This window comes from Oceanidesulfovibrio marinus, assembly GCF_013085545.1.
In the GTDB taxonomy this organism is placed as follows: domain Bacteria; phylum Desulfobacterota; class Desulfovibrionia; order Desulfovibrionales; family Desulfovibrionaceae; genus Oceanidesulfovibrio; species Oceanidesulfovibrio marinus.
This window is the reverse complement of record NZ_CP039543.1, coordinates 1,465,485-1,482,270: the sequence shown is the minus strand read 5'-3', so window position 1 is coordinate 1,482,270 and position 16,786 is coordinate 1,465,485. Positions and strand designations below refer to the sequence as shown.

Here is a 16,786-nt window from a genome sequence, read left to right as displayed (position 1 = left end):
GGGGGCCTTTGCACGGGCTATCGGGCGTCGTTCTCGTCGGTATCGGCGAGGGGCTCGAGCGGCAAGCGTTTGAAGTTGATGCCGGCTTCGCGGAGCATGTCCTCGGCCATCTCGTCCGGGTAGGACTCCGCGTAGTAGATGTTCTTCACGCCGCAGTTGGCGAGCATCTTGGAGCAGATGAGGCACGGCTGCGTGGTGCAGTAGATGTCCGCATCCTTGATGGACACGCCGTGCACGGCAGCCTGGATGATGACGTTCTGCTCCGCGTGCAGGCCGCGGCAGATCTCGTGGCGCTGGCCCGAGGGCACGCCCAGCTGGGCGCGAAGGCAGCCGATGTCCAGGCAGTGGGCCACGTTGGAAGGAGCACCGTTGTAGCCGGTGGCGAGGATGCGCTTATCGCGGACGGCCACCGCCCCCACCTTGCGCCGCAGGCAGGTGGAGCGCTCCGAGACGAGGAAGCAGATGCGCAGAAAGTACTGCGGCCAGGGCAGGCGGCCCACTGCTTTCATGGGGGGGACGATGGCGTCGCGTTCATTCATTGTTTTGACCTTGGCGGCCTACCAGGCAAAGAGCGGGAACTGCCGCGCAAAGGACTGGACGTCCTTGCGGATCTCGCAGAGCCGGGTCTCGTTGCCGGTGTTGTTGAGGACGTCCACAATCCAGCCGCCCACCTTGGACATGTCGTCTTCCTTCATGCCGCGGGTGGTGAGGGCCGGGGTGCCAAGGCGCACGCCCGAGGTGATGAAGGGCTTACGCGTCTCGAAGGGCACGGTGTTCTTGTTCACGGTGATGGCGGCCTTGTCCAGGGCAATCTCGGCGTCCTTGCCGGTGATGTCCTTGTTGGTCAGGTCCACGAGCATCAGGTGGTTGTCCGTGCCGCCGGAGACCAGGTCGTAGCCCGCGTCCATAAGGGTCTGGGCCAGGACCTGGGCGTTCTTGAGCACCTGCTGCTGGTACACCTTGAAGCAGGGCTTGAGCGCCTCGCCAAAGGCCACGGCCTTGGCCGCGATGACGTGCATGAGCGGGCCGCCCTGGATGCCGGGGAATATCTGCGAGTTCAGAGTCTTGCCGAACTCCTCGGAGGACAGGATCATGCCGCCGCGCGGACCGCGCAGGGTCTTGTGCGTGGTGGAGGTAGTGAAGTGCGCATGGCCGATGGGCGTGGGGTGCAGGTCGGCGGCGATGAGGCCGGCGATGTGCGCCATGTCCACCATGAGCTTTGCGCCCACCTCGTCGGCGATCTCGCGGAACCTGGCGAAATCGATGGTCCGGGGATAAGCGCTGGCGCCCGCGATGATCATCTTGGGCTTGTGCTCCTGCGCCAGGGAGCGGACCTGGTCGTAGTCGATCTGCCTGGTCTCGCGGTCCACGCCGTAGAAGGCGATCTTGAAGAGCTTGCCGGAGAAGTTCACGGGGCTGCCGTGGGTGAGGTGGCCGCCGTGGGAAAGGTCCATGCCCAGGACGGTGTCGCCGGGCTCGAGCGCGGCGAAGTAGCAGGCCATGTTGGCTTGGGAACCGGAGTGGGGCTGGACGTTGGCGTACTCCGCGCCAAACAGCTCGCGTACGCGGTCGCGGGCGATGTCCTCGGCCACGTCAACGTACTCGCAGCCGCCGTAGTAACGCTTTCCGGGGTAGCCTTCGGCGTACTTGTGGGTCAGACAGCTTCCCATGGTCTGGCGTACCGCGGCGGAGGTGAAGTTCTCCGAGGCGATGAGCTCGAGATTGCCGACCTGGCGCTCGATCTCCTGCTGGACGGCATGGGCTACCTGGGCATCTGCAAGGAAAAGCTCTTCCATTGATCTGTCCTTGAGGGCTGTTGCGGTTGGAAAAACCTACTCCGCGTATCGCTTGAAGAGCAGAGAGGCGTTGGTGCCGCCAAAGCCGAAGGAGTTGCAGAGCACGTAGTTCATCTGCTTTTCCAGAGCCTTGTGCGGAGTATAGTCAAGGTCGCAATCCTCGGAAGGCGTATCGAGGTTGATGGTGGGCGGAACAACGCCGTCGAACAGCGTGAGGGCGCTGAACACCGCCTCGGCGCCGCCGGCCGCTCCGAGGAGGTGACCGGTCATGGACTTGTTCGCCGTGATGTGCAGGTTCTTGACGTGGTCGCCGAAAACGCGCTTGAGGGCGGTGGTCTCGGCCTTGTCGTTGAGCGGGGTGGAGGTGGCGTGGGCGTTGATGGAGTCGATCTCCTCTTTTTCCACGCCGGCGTCCTGCATGGCGTTTTCCATGGACAGGGCCATGCCGGCGCCGTCATCCGGCGGAGCGGTCATGTGGAACGCGTCGGAGGATGCGCCGAAGCCGACGAGCTCGCAGTATATCTTTGCGCCGCGGGCCTTGGCGTGCTCCAGCTCCTCCAGCAGGAGGATGCCGCAACCCTCGCCCATGACAAAGCCGTCGCGGTCCTTCTCGAAGGGGCGGGAGGCCTTGGCGGGATCGTCGTTGCGGGTGGAGAGCGCCTTGCAGGCGTTGAAGCCGGCGATGGCGAGCGGCGTGATGACGGACTCGGTGCCGCCGGTAACCATGGCGTCGGCGCGACCGAGCAGGATCTCGGAGAAGGCGGTGCCGATGCCGTGCAGGCCGGAGGCGCAGGCCGAGGTGGTCACGTAGTTGGGGCCGCGGGTCTTGAGGTCGATGGAGACCATGCCGGGGGCCATGTTGGAGATGAGCACGGGGATGAAGAACGGGGAGATGCGGCGGGGACCGTCGGAGACGAGCTTGGCGTGGCTCTCCTCGATGGTCTCCAGGCCGCCCAGGCCGCAGCCAAGCAGTGTGCCGACGCGCGGGGCGTTCTCATCGGTGATCGTGAAGCCGGAGTCCTTTATCACCATCTGCGCGCAGGCCATGGCGTAGAGGGTGAAGCGCTCCAGCCGGCGTGCGAGCTTCTTGTTCACGAACGGTTCCGGATCGAAATCCTTGACCTCGCCGGCAATCTTGGTGGCGTGGTCTGCGGTGTCGAACCGGGTGATGGGCCCGATTCCGGAGACGCCGGCGACAAGATTGCGCCAGCTGGTCTCCGCATCGTTGCCAACGGGAGTGATCGCGGAAAGTCCTGTGACGACTACCCTTTTACGCATGGAAACCTCGTACAGACAAAAAGGGATTGGAGCATCGCCAACGGCGATACGGAGAGAGACGAAGGCGGTTGCCGGCTGGCGGCACGCGCTCGATCTCCCTCCGTTTCGAGATGGACGACGCTCGGGGTTCGGGCGGAAGACAGCCCGGGCCCGATTGTTAGACGAACGATGGCGGCGCGATTGCGCCGGGAATGCTACTGCTTGCTTTCGATATAGCTGATGGCGTCTTTCACCGTCAGCATAGACTGGGCGTCATCGTCGTCGATCTCGAGGCCGAATTCCTCTTCCATTGCCATGATGAGCTCGGTGATGTCGAGGGAATCGGCGTTGAGGTCGTCAACGAAAGAGGCCTCGGGCTTGACTTCGTCGGCGGAGACGCCCAGCTGGTCGATGATGATCTTGGTCACTTTCTCTTGAACGGACATGTTCTTGCTCCAGAGTGGTTTGTGTCGTTGTCGGTTGAAGTGGCTGCTCGGTTGCACGCCCGGGGGCGTTTTCCGTTCCGGCACAAATCGCCGGATGCTACATATACATGCCGCCATTGACCGAGAGAACCTGGCCGGTGATGTAACCGGCATCCTCGGAAACGAGGAAGGCGACGGCGGCGGCGATATCGTCGGCCGTGCCAAGGCGTTTCAGAGGAATGCGTTCGAGGTACGCGTCGCGCACCTTTTCCGGCAAAACGTCGGTCATGTCGGACTCGATGAAACCCGGGGTCACAGCGTTCACCGTCACGTTGCGGGAGGCAAGCTCCTGCGCCGCGGTCTTGGTGAGGCCGATGAGCCCGGATTTGGAAGAAACATAGTTGGCCTGCCCGGCGTTGCCCATCTGGGCCACGACGGAGCTGATATTCACGATACGGCCGACGCGCTGCTTGGCCATGATCTTGGCCGCTTCCTGCAGGCAGACAAAGGCGCCTTTCAGGTTCACGTTGATCACGCGGTCGAAGTCGTCTTCCTTCATGCGCAGGATCAGGCCGTCCTTGGTGATGCCGGCGTTGTTCACCAGCACGGAAAGCTGGACCTTGTCCTTGATCTCGGCAGCGAAGAACGCGCGTACGGACTCCGGATCGGCGACGTCCACCTTGAACGCGACGGCCGTGCCGCCGGCCTTGGCGATGTCCGCCACGACCTCCTCGGCAAGCTCGGGCTTGGAGACGTACGTGAGATAGACCTGCTGACCTTCACGGGCGAGGCGCTTGGCAATGGCGCGGCCGATGCCGCGGGACCCGCCGGTGACCAACGCTGTCTTGGGAAGTTCACTCATGATGTCGATGGGGGTGTTGTATGTTCGACGAGGGCGATGCCGTAGGGCATGCTCCTATACTAAAAGGAGCAGGACATCAATTCCGCAAATTATGCCTGATGCCGTGGCGGATACCCGGCGGACCTCAGGCCTGCAGCAAGCCGGCCCCCCAGGTCAGGCCCGCGCCAAAGGATGTGACGAGCACGGAGTCGCCTTTGGCGAGTATACCCTGCTCGATGCCCTCTGTCAGCGCAATAGGGATGGAGGCGGCCGACGTATTGCCGTATTTCTGCACGTTGGAAAAGACCTTGTTGCGGTCGATCTTGAGCCGGTTGCCCAGGGCCTCGATGATGCGCAGGTTGGCCTGGTGCGGCACGAGCAGATCGACATCGTTGATGTCCATGCCCGCTTTTTCGAGCAGCTCCTTGCACAGCGAGGCCATGTTGCGCACGGCCTGCTTGAAGACCTCGCGGCCTTCCATCGTAATGAAAAAGTCCTCGCGGACCGTTTCGCCCAGGGTGTAGGGCGTGGCGGAGCCGCCGCCCTTGATGGTCAGAAGATCGGCGTACTGGCCATCGGAGCGAAGCTGCATGGGGCCCACGCTGAAGGGCAGCTCGCCGGTGGGCTTGTTGGTCAATACAGCCGCGCCGGCGCCGTCGCCGAAGAGTACGCAGGTGGAGCGGTCGGCCCAGTTGGTTCTGGAGCTGAGCACTTCGGACGCGGTGACCAGCACCTTGGCGTCCGGGTATGTGCACAGCAGCGACCGGGCAATTTCCAGGGAGTAGAGGAATCCGGTGCACGCTGCGTTGATATCCATGGCCATGGGTGTGCCTACGCCCAGGCGATGGGCCAGCATCGACGCGGTGTTGGGGCAGTACGAGTCCGGAGTGCAGGTAGCCACCAGCACATGGGTCAGCTCGCCGGGCTCGATGCCGGCATGTTCCAGGGCCCTCTTGGAGGCTTCATATGCCAGGTCCGAAGACGGCTGACCTTTTTCCGCAATGTGGCGAACCTTGATGCCGGTGCGTGCGGTGATCCACTCATCGCTCGTATCGACAAGCTTCTCGAGGTCGGCGTTGGACACTGCGCGCGGTGGCACGTAGCGGCCCAGGCCATTGATATAGCTCGTGGCGCTCATGGGTATATAGATTGGGTACGGGAGATGGTTCGATAAGGAAGGTGAGAACGATGCCTCACTACAGTTTCATGGCGGCTTTGCCGAACCGGGAGAGTTCCTCGTTGGCCGAAAGCTCGGCCATGAGATGGTCGTTCGTCTCCTTGCGAACGTATGTGGCAGCCATGGAACAGGCGCTCTTGATGGCCTTCTCGTTGGACGCGCCGTGGCAGACGATGGCGATGCCCTGCAGGCCAAGCACCGGGGCTCCGCCGTACTCGGCGTAGTCCACGAGCCGTGCGAAGCGCTTGAGCGCGCCTGCGACCAGGCTTGCGCCGAGCCGCGCCGGCAGAGAGCGCATGAGCTCGCGTTTGAGCATGCGCGAAAGCGAGGTGCACAGACCTTCCGAGAGCTTGAGGGCCACGTTGCCCACAAAGCCGTCGCAGACCACAACGTCCACATCGCCGGTAAAGATGTCCCGGCCCTCCACGTTGCCCACGAAGTTCATCGCGGTCATCTTGAAGAGCTCGAAGGCCTCCTTCACCTGGAGGTTGCCCTTGCCTTCCTCCTCGCCGATGGACAAGAGGCCCACGCGGGGACGCTCTATGCCCAGCACGTCGCGCGCCAGCACGTCGGCCATGATGCCGAACTGGAAGAGGTGGTAGGGCTTGCAGTCCACGTTGGCGCCGACGTCCACCAGCACCATGGGCGCATGCTCGGTCTGCATGATGGAGGCGAGCGCCGGGCGCTCGACCCCGTCTATGCGGCCGAGAATGAACATGCCGCACGCCACTGTGGCGCCGGAGTTGCCCGCGCTGACCACGCCGTGGGCGCGGCCTTCCTTGACGATGGCAAAGGCCTGCTGGATGGACGAGTCCTTTTTCCGGCGCAGAACGTCGGAAGGCTTCTCACCCATGGCGGCAACCTGGCTCGTGTGCAGGATCTCCGCCTCGGGGCAGGGACCCAGCTTGTCGAGCTCGTGGCGGATGCGCTTCTCGTCACCCAGAAGGATGATCTTGAAGTCGCCTTCGCGCGCGGCGCGGATGGCGCCGGGGATGACCACGGAAGGACCGTGGTCGCCGCCCATGGCGTCAACCGCGATAACCGGCTGCGTCTCGGAAGAAGAAGGGGGCGCCGTGGTCTCGGGAGTGGCGGCGCCGTTCTCCTCGCTAGGCATCCTCGTTCCTGAGGTACTGGCGGCCCTTGTACATGCCGCAGCTGGGGCAGACGCGGTGGGGCAGGGTGGGCTCGCCGCATTCGCAGTAGATCACGTTGGGCACTGCGACCTTGTCATGGGCGCGGCGCATCCGGCTTCTGGATTTGGATTGTCTTTTTTGGGGAACAGCCATGGTCTCACCTCGTAGTGGGTATCGTTTACGTATCCTACATACTAGTACAATCAGGAGGAGCTTATCTTCAAGCCCCGAAGTACGGCCAGACGGGGATCGCCCTGGTCTTGCTCGCACTCGCATGGCGCCGTATTCAGATCGGCGCCGCACACGGGGCACAGCCCCTTGCAGTCCGGGCGGCACAGCGGCTTGACCGGCACGGCAAGCTGGAACTGCTCCCACAGCAGGCCGGCGGCGTCAAGCTCCCATCCCTGACCGGTCAGGCGAAGCAGGTCGCTCTTCTCGTCCTCCGCCTCGTCTCCCTCGTCCTCGTCGATCGTGCCGGTGGTCGATTCGAACTCCTGGAACTGCGAGTCCACTTCGACAACAGCCGGCTCCGCGCAACGGTCGCACGGCACGGAAACCTTTCCTGTGAGCGTGCCGGAGATCAGGTAGCCTTCCTTTTGCGGAGAGACATAAAGGGAGGCGGAGAGCGGGTCAATCATTTCGTACTGCAGACCGAACTCTTTCCAGGGTTCGGTCCACAAGCCCGGGTCGGAAAAAGAAAATTCCCGGCCTTCGGCCGGGATGTCGTGCAATGGCACCCAAATCTGTGACATCTGTCACCTCGCAAAGACCCACGTCATTACATGGATGGAGTTTTGCTTGTCAAGAAAAAAGCCTTGCATTATCCAGCAAGGGAAGATACGAAGTGTGCTTCCCGACAGCGGCCCCCCCGTCGCAGTACCGCCACGCGGTCCGTAAAAGACGGCGTCGCAACGCGTCCGGGCAGGTCCGAGTCAGAGTATAATCCGTCTCCGCCGCCATGCAAGTGCCAAGCGGAGGATGATGCGCAAGGAGATATGTCATGTCCAAGGTCTGCGAAATCTGTGGTAAACGCCCCCAGGTTGGCAACAATGTGAGTCACGCGCACAACAAGACCAAGCGCCGCTTCATGCCCAACCTGCAGCAGGTACGTGCTCTGCTTCCCTCCGGCGAGGTAAAGCGCATCCAGGTCTGCACCCGCTGCCTGCGCTCCGGCGAGATCGCCAAGCCCCCGGCCCGCCAGGTCGATTGATCCGCCTGCGGCCATTCTTTTTTTCGAGCGCCGCGCCCTGTACCATCGGGATGCGGCGCTCGACTTTTCTTTTTGCGGAGCAGACGAAACAGTCCGCTTCCGTCTTCAGCTCCATCCGCGTACATGCTCCACCGGCAATCCCGGCCGGGGAGCTCCGCCATTTCACCACTGCATGCGACAGGCCGGCCATGCGCCGGACGCTCCGCAACGCCGGCGCAGCAACGCCGCGCGGCGGCGTATTCTTTTGCACCCCCCGCTGAAATGCGCTAGGGATGGAGCTCCCCAAAACGCCCCTGTAAGGAACCCGACATGCTGCTCAAGCTTTTTCTGGGCTTCACGCTCATTCCGCTCCTGGAGCTCTATCTGCTCATCACGGTGGGCTCGTACATCGGCGCCGCCGCCACTATCCTTATAGTCATACTGACCGGCGCCGTGGGCGCCTGGCTGGCGCGGATGCAGGGCGTCAGCACCATGCTCACGATCCGGGAACGGCTGAACAGCGGCCAGATGCCCGCCGAGGAGATGATCGACGCCGCACTCATTTTGGTGGCCGGTCTGCTGCTGCTCACCCCTGGTCTGATTACCGACGTGTGCGGCCTCACGCTGCTCATTCCGCCGGCGCGGAACGCTTTCAAGCGCTTGCTTCGTCGCAAATTTGACACATGGATCCGTCAGGGCCACATCGAGATCCACCGCTTCTAGGCGCGCCTTAAGCTTTCGGCGGCAGGGTTCTGCCGTCCGTATCAACCCAGGAATATTGCTGAATACTCCATGGATCGCCGCCACTCCCCCGCGCGTCTGCTGCGCACGGCTCCCCCGGACGCAGGCTGGCTGGACATCGTTCCCGAGCTGGAGGAGCGGTTCGGGATGTCGGCAAACCGTCGCATTGTCAGATTATGGACGCTCGTGCTCGACTCGCGCAGCGTGCCTAACCACCCTGAATTATACCCGTCTCGCAGAACATCCTGGTTGGGAAGGCCGGAAGGGGCCGCGCAGGCCACCGGTCCAGCCTTGTATGTGCCGGAGCGCCATGTGGAGCGCGCCCTGGACGAGATTGAACAGTATGTGGTTGAGAACGCAGGCAATAGAGGGCGTGCACCCATGCCGGCGCCACCGGCAAGGGCCGGTTTGGGCCAGACCTTTCTCGTGCTCGCCTTGCTTGCGTGCTTCCACGCCCTTGTTACACGCACCAGCAGCCCCGGGCCGCTGACGCTGGATCAGCTGGGGCAGGGCGCGCAGGGCTTTGCCCTGGCCTGGCGCGAGGCCGGCGTGGCCGACTGCATGCGCATTCAGGTGATGGGCGAATGGTGGCGGGCTGTCACAGCTTTGACACTTCACGCCGACGCCGGGCATCTGCTGACCAACGCCTTGTTCGGCGGAGTTTTCTTCTATCTGGTCACCCGGCGAGTGGGCGCGGCCCTGGGCTGGTGGTCCATCCTCTTTACCGGCGTGGTCGGCAACCTCATCAACTGCCGGGTTTCCGGCTACGACCACGTGAGCCTGGGCGCCTCCACGGCCGTGCTCGGCGCTGTGGGCGTGCTTGCCGGCATCGGCGCGGCCGAGGCGGGCATCGGCGTGCTCCTGGTGTCCGGTCCGCATGAGAGCTTCTGGAAACGGGCGTGGCGCGGCGTGCTGCTGCCTTTGGCCATGGGCGTGGCGCTGCTGGCTTTTCTGGGCGCGGGGGAGGGCAACATCGACCTCGGCGCGCACTTCTTCGGCTTTGTGTGCGGCATCGTCCCCGGCATGATCGCCGGCTGGCTCTCCCAGACGGGCCGGGTGCTGCCCGGTCTGTGGGACCGCCTGGTCGCCTTGGGCGCATTGCTCGTGGTCGTGTGGAGCTGGGTCCTGGCGTTTTTGTAGAAGCCTCTCTGAAGTGTTCTGACACGCCGTGGGCGCATCGGGGTTGCTCTATTCGAAGGCCGAATATTGCTGGGTAAGCTCTTTCCCGACGGCCTTCGCCTTTCTTGCCCCACAGTCAAATTCCTCTTTTGAGCGGACTTCTCATTTGCCTGACGTTCAGCCAGCATTATAGTATGGTATCTTCCAGAAATCCGTACCACGGGAGAGTACCATGCACCCACCGCACGGCGGGTTTACCATATTCTACGACGACAAGACCGGCGAGGACCTGAGCCACATCTTCGAAGATGTGGAGTTGTACGAGCTGCGTAAGGGCAACTCCATCTCGGTGCGGCGCCGCGGCCAGAACCGGCGCTATTATCGGATAGTGCGGGTGGAGCCCGGGTTCCACACCAGGGTGTTCGTGCGCCGCGTCCTGCTGCACCCGCGCGACATCATCCAGCTTGCCATTATAGCCGGGCTCTGCTGGTTCCTTTTTGACATGCTGGTTCCGTTTTTCCTCGACTGACCTGGGTTCTGGCATGTGATCTGCATAGAATGTGTTGGGTAATCCTCAAATGTAAAGCGAAGGTGAAAACCGCCGGGAAGGGCTTGACCGCCTCTCTCGGTGTGTATATCACCATAAGCATACAACATTTTGCCACCCTTACTTTGTAACGGGGGTGTTTTTATGAATGCGATTCTCGCCAAGGATGAAGTCGAAATCCTGCTGCATGGGCTCCCTGGCGCGTGTGGAGGACAGCCCGAGTTTTGTGACACAAGGGGTCACGATCTCAGTGAGTTGTTCAACAACGTCAAGGAGAAGGAGCTCTGGACCGGCAACCTGCTCTCTGCCCGCCGCAAGGGTGAGAGCCGGCTGTACTACCGGGTCGTCCACGTGGACCACGGCCTCTTCACCAGAGTGACCGTGCGCCGCATCTGGGTGCATCCCTTTGACGTCATCCAGCTGATGGCCATAGCCGGGCTGTGCTCATACATTTGCAACAAGCTCGTCCCGTTTTTCATGGGCTAGCAGGACCACTGTCGACTTTTTGAAAACCCGACGCTCGGCATATTTTTCCTGGCACGCGCCCTGCACATTGTGTGTGGGGCGCGGTCTTTTTTTCCCAGGCCGGGAATTCTTGACCGTCCAGACCGCCCACCGTATGCTGCAACAGCTCCGGGAGCTCCAACACCATTACCCCGGAGCGGGGTATAACTTATGAGCAAGATTCTCGCACAGGACGAAGTCGATATTCTGCTGCGCGGCCTTTCCGGCGGCGAGATCGAGGTCGAGTCCGATGTCTCGGAGGACGACTCCGGCATCGTGCCCTTTGACCTCGCCAACCAGGACCGCATCATCCGCGGGCGCATGCCGGTTCTGGAGATCGTCAACGACCGCTTCGCCCGGTTGTGCACCAACGCGCTCTCCAACGCCGTGCGCAAGCGCGTGGAGCTCAACCCGATCTCCATCGACATGACCAAGTTCGGCGATTTCATGCGTTCGCTGCCCGTGCCCACCTCCATCAACATTTTCAAGATGGACCCGTTGCGCGGCAACGCCATCATGGTGGTGGACTCGCGCCTGGTCTTCGCCCTGGTGGAAAACTTCTTCGGCGGCACCGGCTCCCAGCCCAAGATCGAGGGCCGGGAGTTCACCAGCATCGAGCAGGCCATCGTGGACCGCGTCATCAAGATCGCCCTGGACAACATGGAGGAGTCCTGGCGACCGGTGCATGACGTGAACCTGGAGCTGGTGCGCTCCGAGATCAACCCGCAGTTCGCGGCCATCGTGCCGCCCTCGGACGTGGTGGTGGTCATCACCTTCGAGGTGGAGCTGGAGAACTCCATTGGCTCCCTGGTGCTGTGCCTGCCGTACGCCACCATCGAGCCCATCCGCTCCAAGCTGCACGCCAGCTTCCAGACCGAACGGCTGGAGGTGGACCACGCCTGGGTCTCCCGGCTCAAGGAACGGCTGCTGGAAACACCGGTGGAGATGCTGGTGCGCTTCGGCCGCTCCAAGATCACCGGCCGGCAGCTCCTGAACCTGGAGGAGGGCGACATCATCCTGCTGGACACCGACACCGACGACCTTTTCGAGGCCGAGATCGAAGGCGTGCTCAAGTACCACGGCATCACGGGAATGGTGAAGGGCAACAAGGCGTTCCAGGTGATCAACGAAGAAGAGCTGCGCACAACCTGACGCCACAGTCGTCTTGACGGTTGACTATTTTTTCCGGCGGCGCGTACGATAGGAATACTGTCGTATGCGCCGTTTCTGTTTTGGCCACCGGCCTTGACAGCGTGCGGCATCCGGATAAACCAATACGGATGGTATCCGCCGGACTGGTGGAACCGGAATCGTCAACAACCCGGCAACAGGCCGGATGCCTATTCTCGCACAAGGAGCTCCCGTGAACGTCAAAGTCTATGCCCTCTCGACCTGTATCCATTGCAAGAACGCCAAAAAATTCCTCGACGAGCATAACGTCCCTTACGAAGCCGTGCACCTGGACCAGGCCCAGGGCGACGAGCGCAAGCAGCTTGTGGAGGAGGTCAAAAAGTACAATCCGGCGTGTTCTTTTCCCACCATCGTCCTCAACGGCGGCGACCGCGTGGTGGTCGGCTTCCGTAAAAGCGAACTGGAGGAGGCGCTTGGCTTATGAGTCCACAAGAGATGACCGCGGAAAAGCTCTATGAGACGCTGAAGAAGATCCAGGAGCCCAAGGGCAACTACTTCAACAAAGATCTCGAGAACATGACCATGCCGCTGCTGGAGGGCCTCTTGGAGAACAAGAAGACCTACGGCTACATGGTCTGCCCCTGCCGCATCGCTTCCGGTGAGTACGAGCAGGACCGGGACATCATCTGCCCCTGCGCGTATCGCGAGCCGGACATGAAGGAGTACGGCGCGTGCTTCTGCGGCCTGTACGTGACGGAAGAATGGAACGCGGCCCCGGAGGAAGAGCACGAGTACGTGCCGGAGCGCAGACCGCCGGAGAAGCTCGCGTTCTAGATTGACGCTATTTGTTGTGGGATGTTATAAGCCGAGCCATCTATAGATGGTTCGGCTTTTTGATTTTTAGGGGGGGCTATGTGCAGCAAAAACGATGCTGAGATTTTCTTGTTACATGAAATGGAAGTGACCATGGATGAGAAAGAATTCGAGCAGCTTCTTGATGGTAAAAGTGAAAACACAACGATACCGGAGTATAGGAATGCTAAGCAATTGATAATAAGAGGATTGCTCTCTACGGGAAGAGATCATACGATAATTAATGGCACCCAAGAATTGATCGGCGGCTCTTTGTGGAGGGATGGCCAATATCATGAGCATAGAATTTTTATATTAGAGGGGGGTAATGCAGCATATTTAATTTGGAAAGGACCTTTTAAGGAGTTCAGTCAGAATTGGAGGAAATGTCGGGATAAATGGGCCGGTCCTGTGGCACCCCGCAGATATGGGCGAGCTTATTATTCCTAATGTGTACAGAGATGATCTCCACCTGTGCCTCCCTCCCCCTGACACTGACAGGGTGACGACCCCGCACCCTCTCCGCTCATCCCTCCTTCTTTTCTCCTCCGTTCTCGATGCCGTCCGGCCCCACCTCGTGCCGGTATCGGCCATCCTTCCACATCCTTCACGCCGCCTTTGAATCGGACGCTTCCTCGACGACCAGTAAGGGAACTGCGGATTCAATTCCTTGGACTTGAGTCGGAAACAATAGACTGCAGAAAAATGCTCATGCATGCGTAAGATAGAGCGGATGCGTGGCTTTTGTATGTTTGTTCAAGATTATGAACACGAAATGGAAGCACGGTTGGTTCAGTATACGGACTTTTTGTTTTTTATATGGATTTTAGCCCGTGCGAGGATTATGCTGCTGGTTGATGGATGTAGCTTTTACAAGGATACTATAGTGTTCGGAGGAAAAGAATGAAAGTCTATCAGCAGTACATCGACGGCGAATTTTGTGATGCATTGTCCAAAGAGCAGTTCGAGGTGTACAACCCGTATACCGAGCAAGTGATAGCAATGGCTCCCAAGGGCGGTGTGGAAGACGCGCAGGCCGCTCTGGACGCCGCCTATGCCTCCCAGAAGGCATGGGCTGCGAAACCTTGCGCCGAACGCGCCGTCTACCTCAAGAAGATGGCGGAGCTCATCCGGCAGAATCGGGACATGCTGGTTCGCACACTGGCTGAAGAGCAGGCCAAGGTCATTCCCCTGGCCCAGGCCGAGATCGACGCCACAGCTGAGTACTTCGATTACTATGCCGGTTGGGCCCGCAAGTACGAAGGCGAGGTCATCTCCAGCGACCGGCCCACTGAAAACATCCTCCTCCACCGCCAGCCCATCGGCGTGGTGGTGGGTATCTGCCCCTGGAACTTTCCGTTCTTCGTCATGGCCCGGAAGGTCGCTCCGGCCATACTGACCGGGTGCACCATCATTCTGAAGCCCAGCAGCGAGACCCCCAACACAACCTTCGAGTTCGCCAAGCTGGTGGCCGGCATCGGCCTGCCCAAGGGCGTGCTGAACTTCGTGGCCGGCGGCGGCAGCACCCTGGGCGACCGCCTGGTCCGCAGCCCCCTGGTGGGCCTGGTCACCCTGACCGGCAGTGTGGAGACCGGCCAGCGCATCATCACCGCCACGGCCGAGAACATCACCAAGACCTCGCTGGAGCTGGGCGGCAAGGCCCCGGCCATCGTGTGCAGCGACGCCGACGTCGACCTCGCCGTCAAGGCCATCATCGACTCCCGCATCATCTTCTCCGGCCAGGTGTGCAACTGCGCCGAACGCGTTTACGTGGAAGCGCCCATCTACGATGAGTTCATGGACAAGCTGACCAAGGGCATGGCCGCCGTGACCTATGGCGACCCGTTTGCCGAGCCCGCCCCGAGCATGAGCTCGCAGATCAACGCCGCCCAGCTGGACAAGATCGACGCCATGGTGCAGCAGGCCAAGGCCGACGGCGTGGATGTCCTGGTGGGTGGTTCCAAGGCGGACGACACCCCTTCCGGCCATTTCTACAAGCCCACGCTCCTGGCCGGATGCACCCAGGACATGGAGATTATCCGCAAGGAGATCTTCGGACCGGTGCTGCCCGTGGTCAAAGCCGCCGACTTCGACGAGGCGCTGGACTTTGCCAACGACTGCGAGTACGGCCTCACGTCCTCCATTTTTACCAACAACATCACCAAGATGATGCGCGCCATCAACGAGCTGAAGTTCGGTGAAACCTACGTCAACCGCGAGCACTTCGAAGCCATCCAGGGCTTCCACGCCGGCTGGCGCAAGTCCGGCATCGGCGGCGCGGACGGCAAGCACGGCCTGTACGAGTATCTCCAGACCCACGTGAGCTACATTCAGTACTAACCGTCTATCAACATGCGCAAAAAGAAGCCGGTCCGATTGGGCCGGCTTCTTTTTTGGAAAAGAAAACGCCTGCCGCCTTTCCCTCTCCCACTTCCCATCCCGTCGTGATACACTCTGCATAAACCGCCTGTCCTGTTTGGGCTGGGTGGCGGCCTTGCGCGCTGAACCGGATGAAATTGCGCGGTTTTTTGCTGTCAGATACTTGACAGATCGTTCCTGGGAATTAGCTACGGGTTCTGGGAAAACGACAATTCGAATCCTGACAACACCGCGTCGTGCGCCGGCCGGAATTCTGCGCGGCCATGGCGCGAAGGTTTCGTAAGGGGAACTCGATCACGATGGAATACAAGGATTATTACAAAATTCTCGGCGTGGACAAGAAGTCGTCCAAGGAGGAGATCTCGCGGGCTTTCAAAAAGCTCGCCCGCAAGTATCATCCCGATCTCAACCCCGACGACAAGACCGCCGAGGACAAGTTCAAGGAAATCAACGAAGCGTACGAGGTCCTCAAGGACGAGGAGAAGCGCAAGCTCTACGACCAGCTTGGCCCCAACTGGCAGCATGGTCAGGACTTCCGGCCCCCGCCCGGGTACGAGAACGTCCACTTCGGCGGGTTCGGCGGCGGTGGCGGCGCGCAGGGTTTTGATGCGTCCGGCTTCTCCGACTTCTTCGAGACGATTTTCGGAGGCATGGGCGGAGGAATGGGTGGAGGAATGGGCGGTGCCTCGTTCCGCAGCGGCGCCGGCGGCGACCCCTTTGGCCGGGGCGGCTTTTCCAGCCGTCCGCGCCGTGGTTCGGACGCCGAGGCGAGCCTCGACCTGTCTCTGGAGGAAGCCTACCGCGGCGGCTCCAAGACCATATCCCTGACCGAGCACGAGCCGGGCGGTCGGCCGCGTACCAAGACGCTGAACGTGAACATTCCGGCCGGCGTCAAGGACGGGGCGCGCATCCGTCTGGCAGGGCAGGGCAACCCCGGCATGTCCGGCGGCCCGGCAGGCGACCTCTTCCTCCGCGTGCGCATCCTGCCGCATGGCCAGTACTACCTGGACGGCAACAACATCGTTACCGACCTGGGCGTGACCCCGTGGGAAGCCGCCCTGGGCGGCAGCGTGCGCGTGCCCACCATGGACGGCGAGGTGGAGATGAAGATTCCCGCCGGCGTGGACTCCGGCCGCAAGATGCGCATCCGCGGCCGCGGTCTGGGCCAGGGCGCGAACAAGGGCGATCTCCTGGTGCGCGTAATGATCAAGTCGCCCAAGGAGCTTACCGACGAGCAGCGCGAGCTGTGGGAAAAGCTGGCCGAAGCCTCGGATTTTGCACCGCGAGGATGACCAACGAGACCCCGTGAGGACGAAAGCATATGAGCAATCATGATACCGAACATCTCCCCGAACGCACGGAGTTCATCCTCTGGGCCGAGTTCATCGAGCGCAGCGGTGTGTCTGCCGCGCGCATCGGCGAGCTCATCGAGCTCGGCTGGATAGAGCCCCGCACCACGGAGCAGGGGGACTACCTCTTTCGCGTATTGGATGTTGTCCGCGCCAACAAGCTGGAGCGCATCTGCCGTGATTTCGAGATTTCCAGTATCGCCGGCACCATCATCATGGACCTGCTCGACCGCGTACAGGGGTTGGAGCGCCAGGTCCGCCAGATGGAGCGGTTGCTCTGGGACGCCTCGGAAGGCGCTAGCGGCCGGCCGTAAGCGCGCAGTACCTATTATTCTTCGCAAGGAGT

General features: G+C 61.4%; 21 protein-coding genes. 12 read left to right on the top strand and 9 right to left on the bottom strand.

Going from position 1 to position 16,786, the window contains the following annotated elements; translation table 11 throughout:
• Positions 1-17: 17 nt before the first annotated feature.
• The 9 genes from E8L03_RS06655 to E8L03_RS06615 form a co-directional block, all read right to left on the bottom strand.
• Positions 18-539: a deoxycytidylate deaminase gene (locus E8L03_RS06655; RefSeq protein WP_425325952.1), complete on the bottom strand. Its 522-nt coding sequence runs from the start codon at positions 537-539 to the stop codon at positions 18-20.
• Positions 540-557: 18 nt separating this feature from the next.
• On the bottom strand, positions 558-1,796 hold the full coding sequence (gene glyA, locus E8L03_RS06650; RefSeq protein WP_171266894.1) for a serine hydroxymethyltransferase: 1,239 nt from the start codon (positions 1,794-1,796) through the stop codon (positions 558-560).
• Between the two features lie 36 nt (positions 1,797-1,832).
• Positions 1,833-3,074, bottom strand: coding sequence for a beta-ketoacyl-ACP synthase II (gene fabF, locus E8L03_RS06645; protein ID WP_171266893.1), 1,242 nt, complete (start codon positions 3,072-3,074; stop codon positions 1,833-1,835).
• Positions 3,075-3,268: 194 nt separating this feature from the next.
• Complete coding sequence (locus tag E8L03_RS06640) at positions 3,269-3,499, bottom strand: acyl carrier protein (protein ID WP_144306169.1); 231 nt, start codon at positions 3,497-3,499, stop codon at positions 3,269-3,271.
• A 97-nt stretch (positions 3,500-3,596) separates the two neighbouring features.
• On the bottom strand, positions 3,597-4,340 hold the full coding sequence (fabG, locus tag E8L03_RS06635; RefSeq protein WP_171266892.1) for a 3-oxoacyl-[acyl-carrier-protein] reductase: 744 nt from the start codon (positions 4,338-4,340) through the stop codon (positions 3,597-3,599).
• Between the two features lie 124 nt (positions 4,341-4,464).
• Positions 4,465-5,457 (bottom strand): beta-ketoacyl-ACP synthase III, encoded by a 993-nt coding sequence (locus tag E8L03_RS06630; RefSeq protein ID WP_171266891.1) that lies wholly within the window; start codon positions 5,455-5,457, stop codon positions 4,465-4,467.
• 58 nt (positions 5,458-5,515) lie between these two features.
• Complete coding sequence (gene plsX, locus E8L03_RS06625; protein WP_235896686.1) at positions 5,516-6,520, bottom strand: phosphate acyltransferase PlsX; 1,005 nt, start codon at positions 6,518-6,520, stop codon at positions 5,516-5,518.
• 82 nt (positions 6,521-6,602) lie between these two features.
• Entirely contained in the window at positions 6,603-6,782 is a 180-nt protein-coding gene (gene rpmF, locus E8L03_RS06620; RefSeq protein WP_144306173.1) for a 50S ribosomal protein L32, read from the bottom strand.
• 50 nt (positions 6,783-6,832) lie between these two features.
• Positions 6,833-7,381, bottom strand: coding sequence for a YceD family protein (locus E8L03_RS06615; RefSeq protein ID WP_144306174.1), 549 nt, complete (start codon positions 7,379-7,381; stop codon positions 6,833-6,835).
• Between the two features lie 248 nt (positions 7,382-7,629).
• On the opposite strand from E8L03_RS06615, the gene rpmB reads away from it, so the two are divergent.
• From rpmB to E8L03_RS06555, 12 genes are all read left to right on the top strand, one after another.
• Positions 7,630-7,839: a 50S ribosomal protein L28 gene (gene rpmB / locus E8L03_RS06610; RefSeq protein WP_144306175.1), complete on the top strand. Its 210-nt coding sequence runs from the start codon at positions 7,630-7,632 to the stop codon at positions 7,837-7,839.
• 309 nt (positions 7,840-8,148) lie between these two features.
• Positions 8,149-8,541, top strand: coding sequence for an FxsA family protein (locus E8L03_RS06605; RefSeq protein WP_144306176.1), 393 nt, complete (start codon positions 8,149-8,151; stop codon positions 8,539-8,541).
• Between the two features lie 69 nt (positions 8,542-8,610).
• Entirely contained in the window at positions 8,611-9,699 is a 1,089-nt protein-coding gene (locus E8L03_RS06600; protein WP_171266890.1) for a rhomboid family intramembrane serine protease, read from the top strand.
• Between the two features lie 211 nt (positions 9,700-9,910).
• Positions 9,911-10,207: a ubiquitin family protein gene (locus E8L03_RS06595; protein ID WP_144306178.1), complete on the top strand. Its 297-nt coding sequence runs from the start codon at positions 9,911-9,913 to the stop codon at positions 10,205-10,207.
• Between the two features lie 162 nt (positions 10,208-10,369).
• Positions 10,370-10,711, top strand: coding sequence for a hypothetical protein (locus tag E8L03_RS06590; RefSeq protein WP_144306179.1), 342 nt, complete (start codon positions 10,370-10,372; stop codon positions 10,709-10,711).
• 189 nt (positions 10,712-10,900) lie between these two features.
• Positions 10,901-11,881 (top strand): flagellar motor switch protein FliM, encoded by a 981-nt coding sequence (gene fliM / locus E8L03_RS06585; protein WP_144306180.1) that lies wholly within the window; start codon positions 10,901-10,903, stop codon positions 11,879-11,881.
• A 184-nt stretch (positions 11,882-12,065) separates the two neighbouring features.
• Complete coding sequence (locus E8L03_RS06580; protein ID WP_144306181.1) at positions 12,066-12,344, top strand: glutaredoxin family protein; 279 nt, start codon at positions 12,066-12,068, stop codon at positions 12,342-12,344.
• An 11-nt stretch (positions 12,345-12,355) separates the two neighbouring features.
• Entirely contained in the window at positions 12,356-12,694 is a 339-nt protein-coding gene (locus E8L03_RS06575; RefSeq protein ID WP_171268443.1) for a ferredoxin-thioredoxin reductase catalytic domain-containing protein, read from the top strand.
• 132 nt (positions 12,695-12,826) lie between these two features.
• Positions 12,827-13,162: a hypothetical protein gene (locus E8L03_RS06570; RefSeq protein WP_171266889.1), complete on the top strand. Its 336-nt coding sequence runs from the start codon at positions 12,827-12,829 to the stop codon at positions 13,160-13,162.
• A 453-nt stretch (positions 13,163-13,615) separates the two neighbouring features.
• The gene (gene aldA / locus E8L03_RS06565) at positions 13,616-15,052 is read left to right on the top strand and encodes an aldehyde dehydrogenase (RefSeq protein WP_171266888.1); all 1,437 of its coding nucleotides are present in this window, start codon (positions 13,616-13,618) and stop codon (positions 15,050-15,052) included.
• 338 nt (positions 15,053-15,390) lie between these two features.
• Positions 15,391-16,383: a DnaJ C-terminal domain-containing protein gene (locus tag E8L03_RS06560; protein ID WP_144306184.1), complete on the top strand. Its 993-nt coding sequence runs from the start codon at positions 15,391-15,393 to the stop codon at positions 16,381-16,383.
• Between the two features lie 29 nt (positions 16,384-16,412).
• Positions 16,413-16,754: a chaperone modulator CbpM gene (locus E8L03_RS06555; protein ID WP_144306185.1), complete on the top strand. Its 342-nt coding sequence runs from the start codon at positions 16,413-16,415 to the stop codon at positions 16,752-16,754.
• Positions 16,755-16,786 lie beyond the last annotated feature (32 nt).

What these genes read in the sequence shown, in the direction of transcription:
- E8L03_RS06605 (WP_144306176.1), top strand. Translation starts at nt 8,149, where the DNA reads ATGCTGCTCAAGCTTTTTCTGGGCTTCACGCTCATTCCGCTCCTGGAG.
- E8L03_RS06615 (WP_144306174.1), bottom strand. Translation starts at nt 7,381, where the DNA reads ATGTCACAGATTTGGGTGCCATTGCACGACATCCCGGCCGAAGGCCGG.
- E8L03_RS06580 (WP_144306181.1), top strand. Translation starts at nt 12,066, where the DNA reads ATGCCTATTCTCGCACAAGGAGCTCCCGTGAACGTCAAAGTCTATGCC.
- rpmF (WP_144306173.1), bottom strand. Translation starts at nt 6,782, where the DNA reads ATGGCTGTTCCCCAAAAAAGACAATCCAAATCCAGAAGCCGGATGCGC.
- E8L03_RS06575 (WP_171268443.1), top strand. Translation starts at nt 12,356, where the DNA reads ATGACCGCGGAAAAGCTCTATGAGACGCTGAAGAAGATCCAGGAGCCC.
- aldA (WP_171266888.1), top strand. Translation starts at nt 13,616, where the DNA reads ATGAAAGTCTATCAGCAGTACATCGACGGCGAATTTTGTGATGCATTG.
- fliM (WP_144306180.1), top strand. Translation starts at nt 10,901, where the DNA reads ATGAGCAAGATTCTCGCACAGGACGAAGTCGATATTCTGCTGCGCGGC.
- E8L03_RS06570 (WP_171266889.1), top strand. Translation starts at nt 12,827, where the DNA reads ATGGATGAGAAAGAATTCGAGCAGCTTCTTGATGGTAAAAGTGAAAAC.
- fabG (WP_171266892.1), bottom strand. Translation starts at nt 4,340, where the DNA reads ATGAGTGAACTTCCCAAGACAGCGTTGGTCACCGGCGGGTCCCGCGGC.
- E8L03_RS06590 (WP_144306179.1), top strand. Translation starts at nt 10,370, where the DNA reads ATGAATGCGATTCTCGCCAAGGATGAAGTCGAAATCCTGCTGCATGGG.
- glyA (WP_171266894.1), bottom strand. Translation starts at nt 1,796, where the DNA reads ATGGAAGAGCTTTTCCTTGCAGATGCCCAGGTAGCCCATGCCGTCCAG.
- E8L03_RS06655 (WP_425325952.1), bottom strand. Translation starts at nt 539, where the DNA reads ATGAATGAACGCGACGCCATCGTCCCCCCCATGAAAGCAGTGGGCCGC.
- plsX (WP_235896686.1), bottom strand. Translation starts at nt 6,520, where the DNA reads ATGGGCGGCGACCACGGTCCTTCCGTGGTCATCCCCGGCGCCATCCGC.
- E8L03_RS06560 (WP_144306184.1), top strand. Translation starts at nt 15,391, where the DNA reads ATGGAATACAAGGATTATTACAAAATTCTCGGCGTGGACAAGAAGTCG.
- E8L03_RS06595 (WP_144306178.1), top strand. Translation starts at nt 9,911, where the DNA reads ATGCACCCACCGCACGGCGGGTTTACCATATTCTACGACGACAAGACC.
- E8L03_RS06640 (WP_144306169.1), bottom strand. Translation starts at nt 3,499, where the DNA reads ATGTCCGTTCAAGAGAAAGTGACCAAGATCATCATCGACCAGCTGGGC.
- E8L03_RS06555 (WP_144306185.1), top strand. Translation starts at nt 16,413, where the DNA reads ATGAGCAATCATGATACCGAACATCTCCCCGAACGCACGGAGTTCATC.
- E8L03_RS06630 (WP_171266891.1), bottom strand. Translation starts at nt 5,457, where the DNA reads ATGAGCGCCACGAGCTATATCAATGGCCTGGGCCGCTACGTGCCACCG.
- fabF (WP_171266893.1), bottom strand. Translation starts at nt 3,074, where the DNA reads ATGCGTAAAAGGGTAGTCGTCACAGGACTTTCCGCGATCACTCCCGTT.
- E8L03_RS06600 (WP_171266890.1), top strand. Translation starts at nt 8,611, where the DNA reads ATGGATCGCCGCCACTCCCCCGCGCGTCTGCTGCGCACGGCTCCCCCG.
- rpmB (WP_144306175.1), top strand. Translation starts at nt 7,630, where the DNA reads ATGTCCAAGGTCTGCGAAATCTGTGGTAAACGCCCCCAGGTTGGCAAC.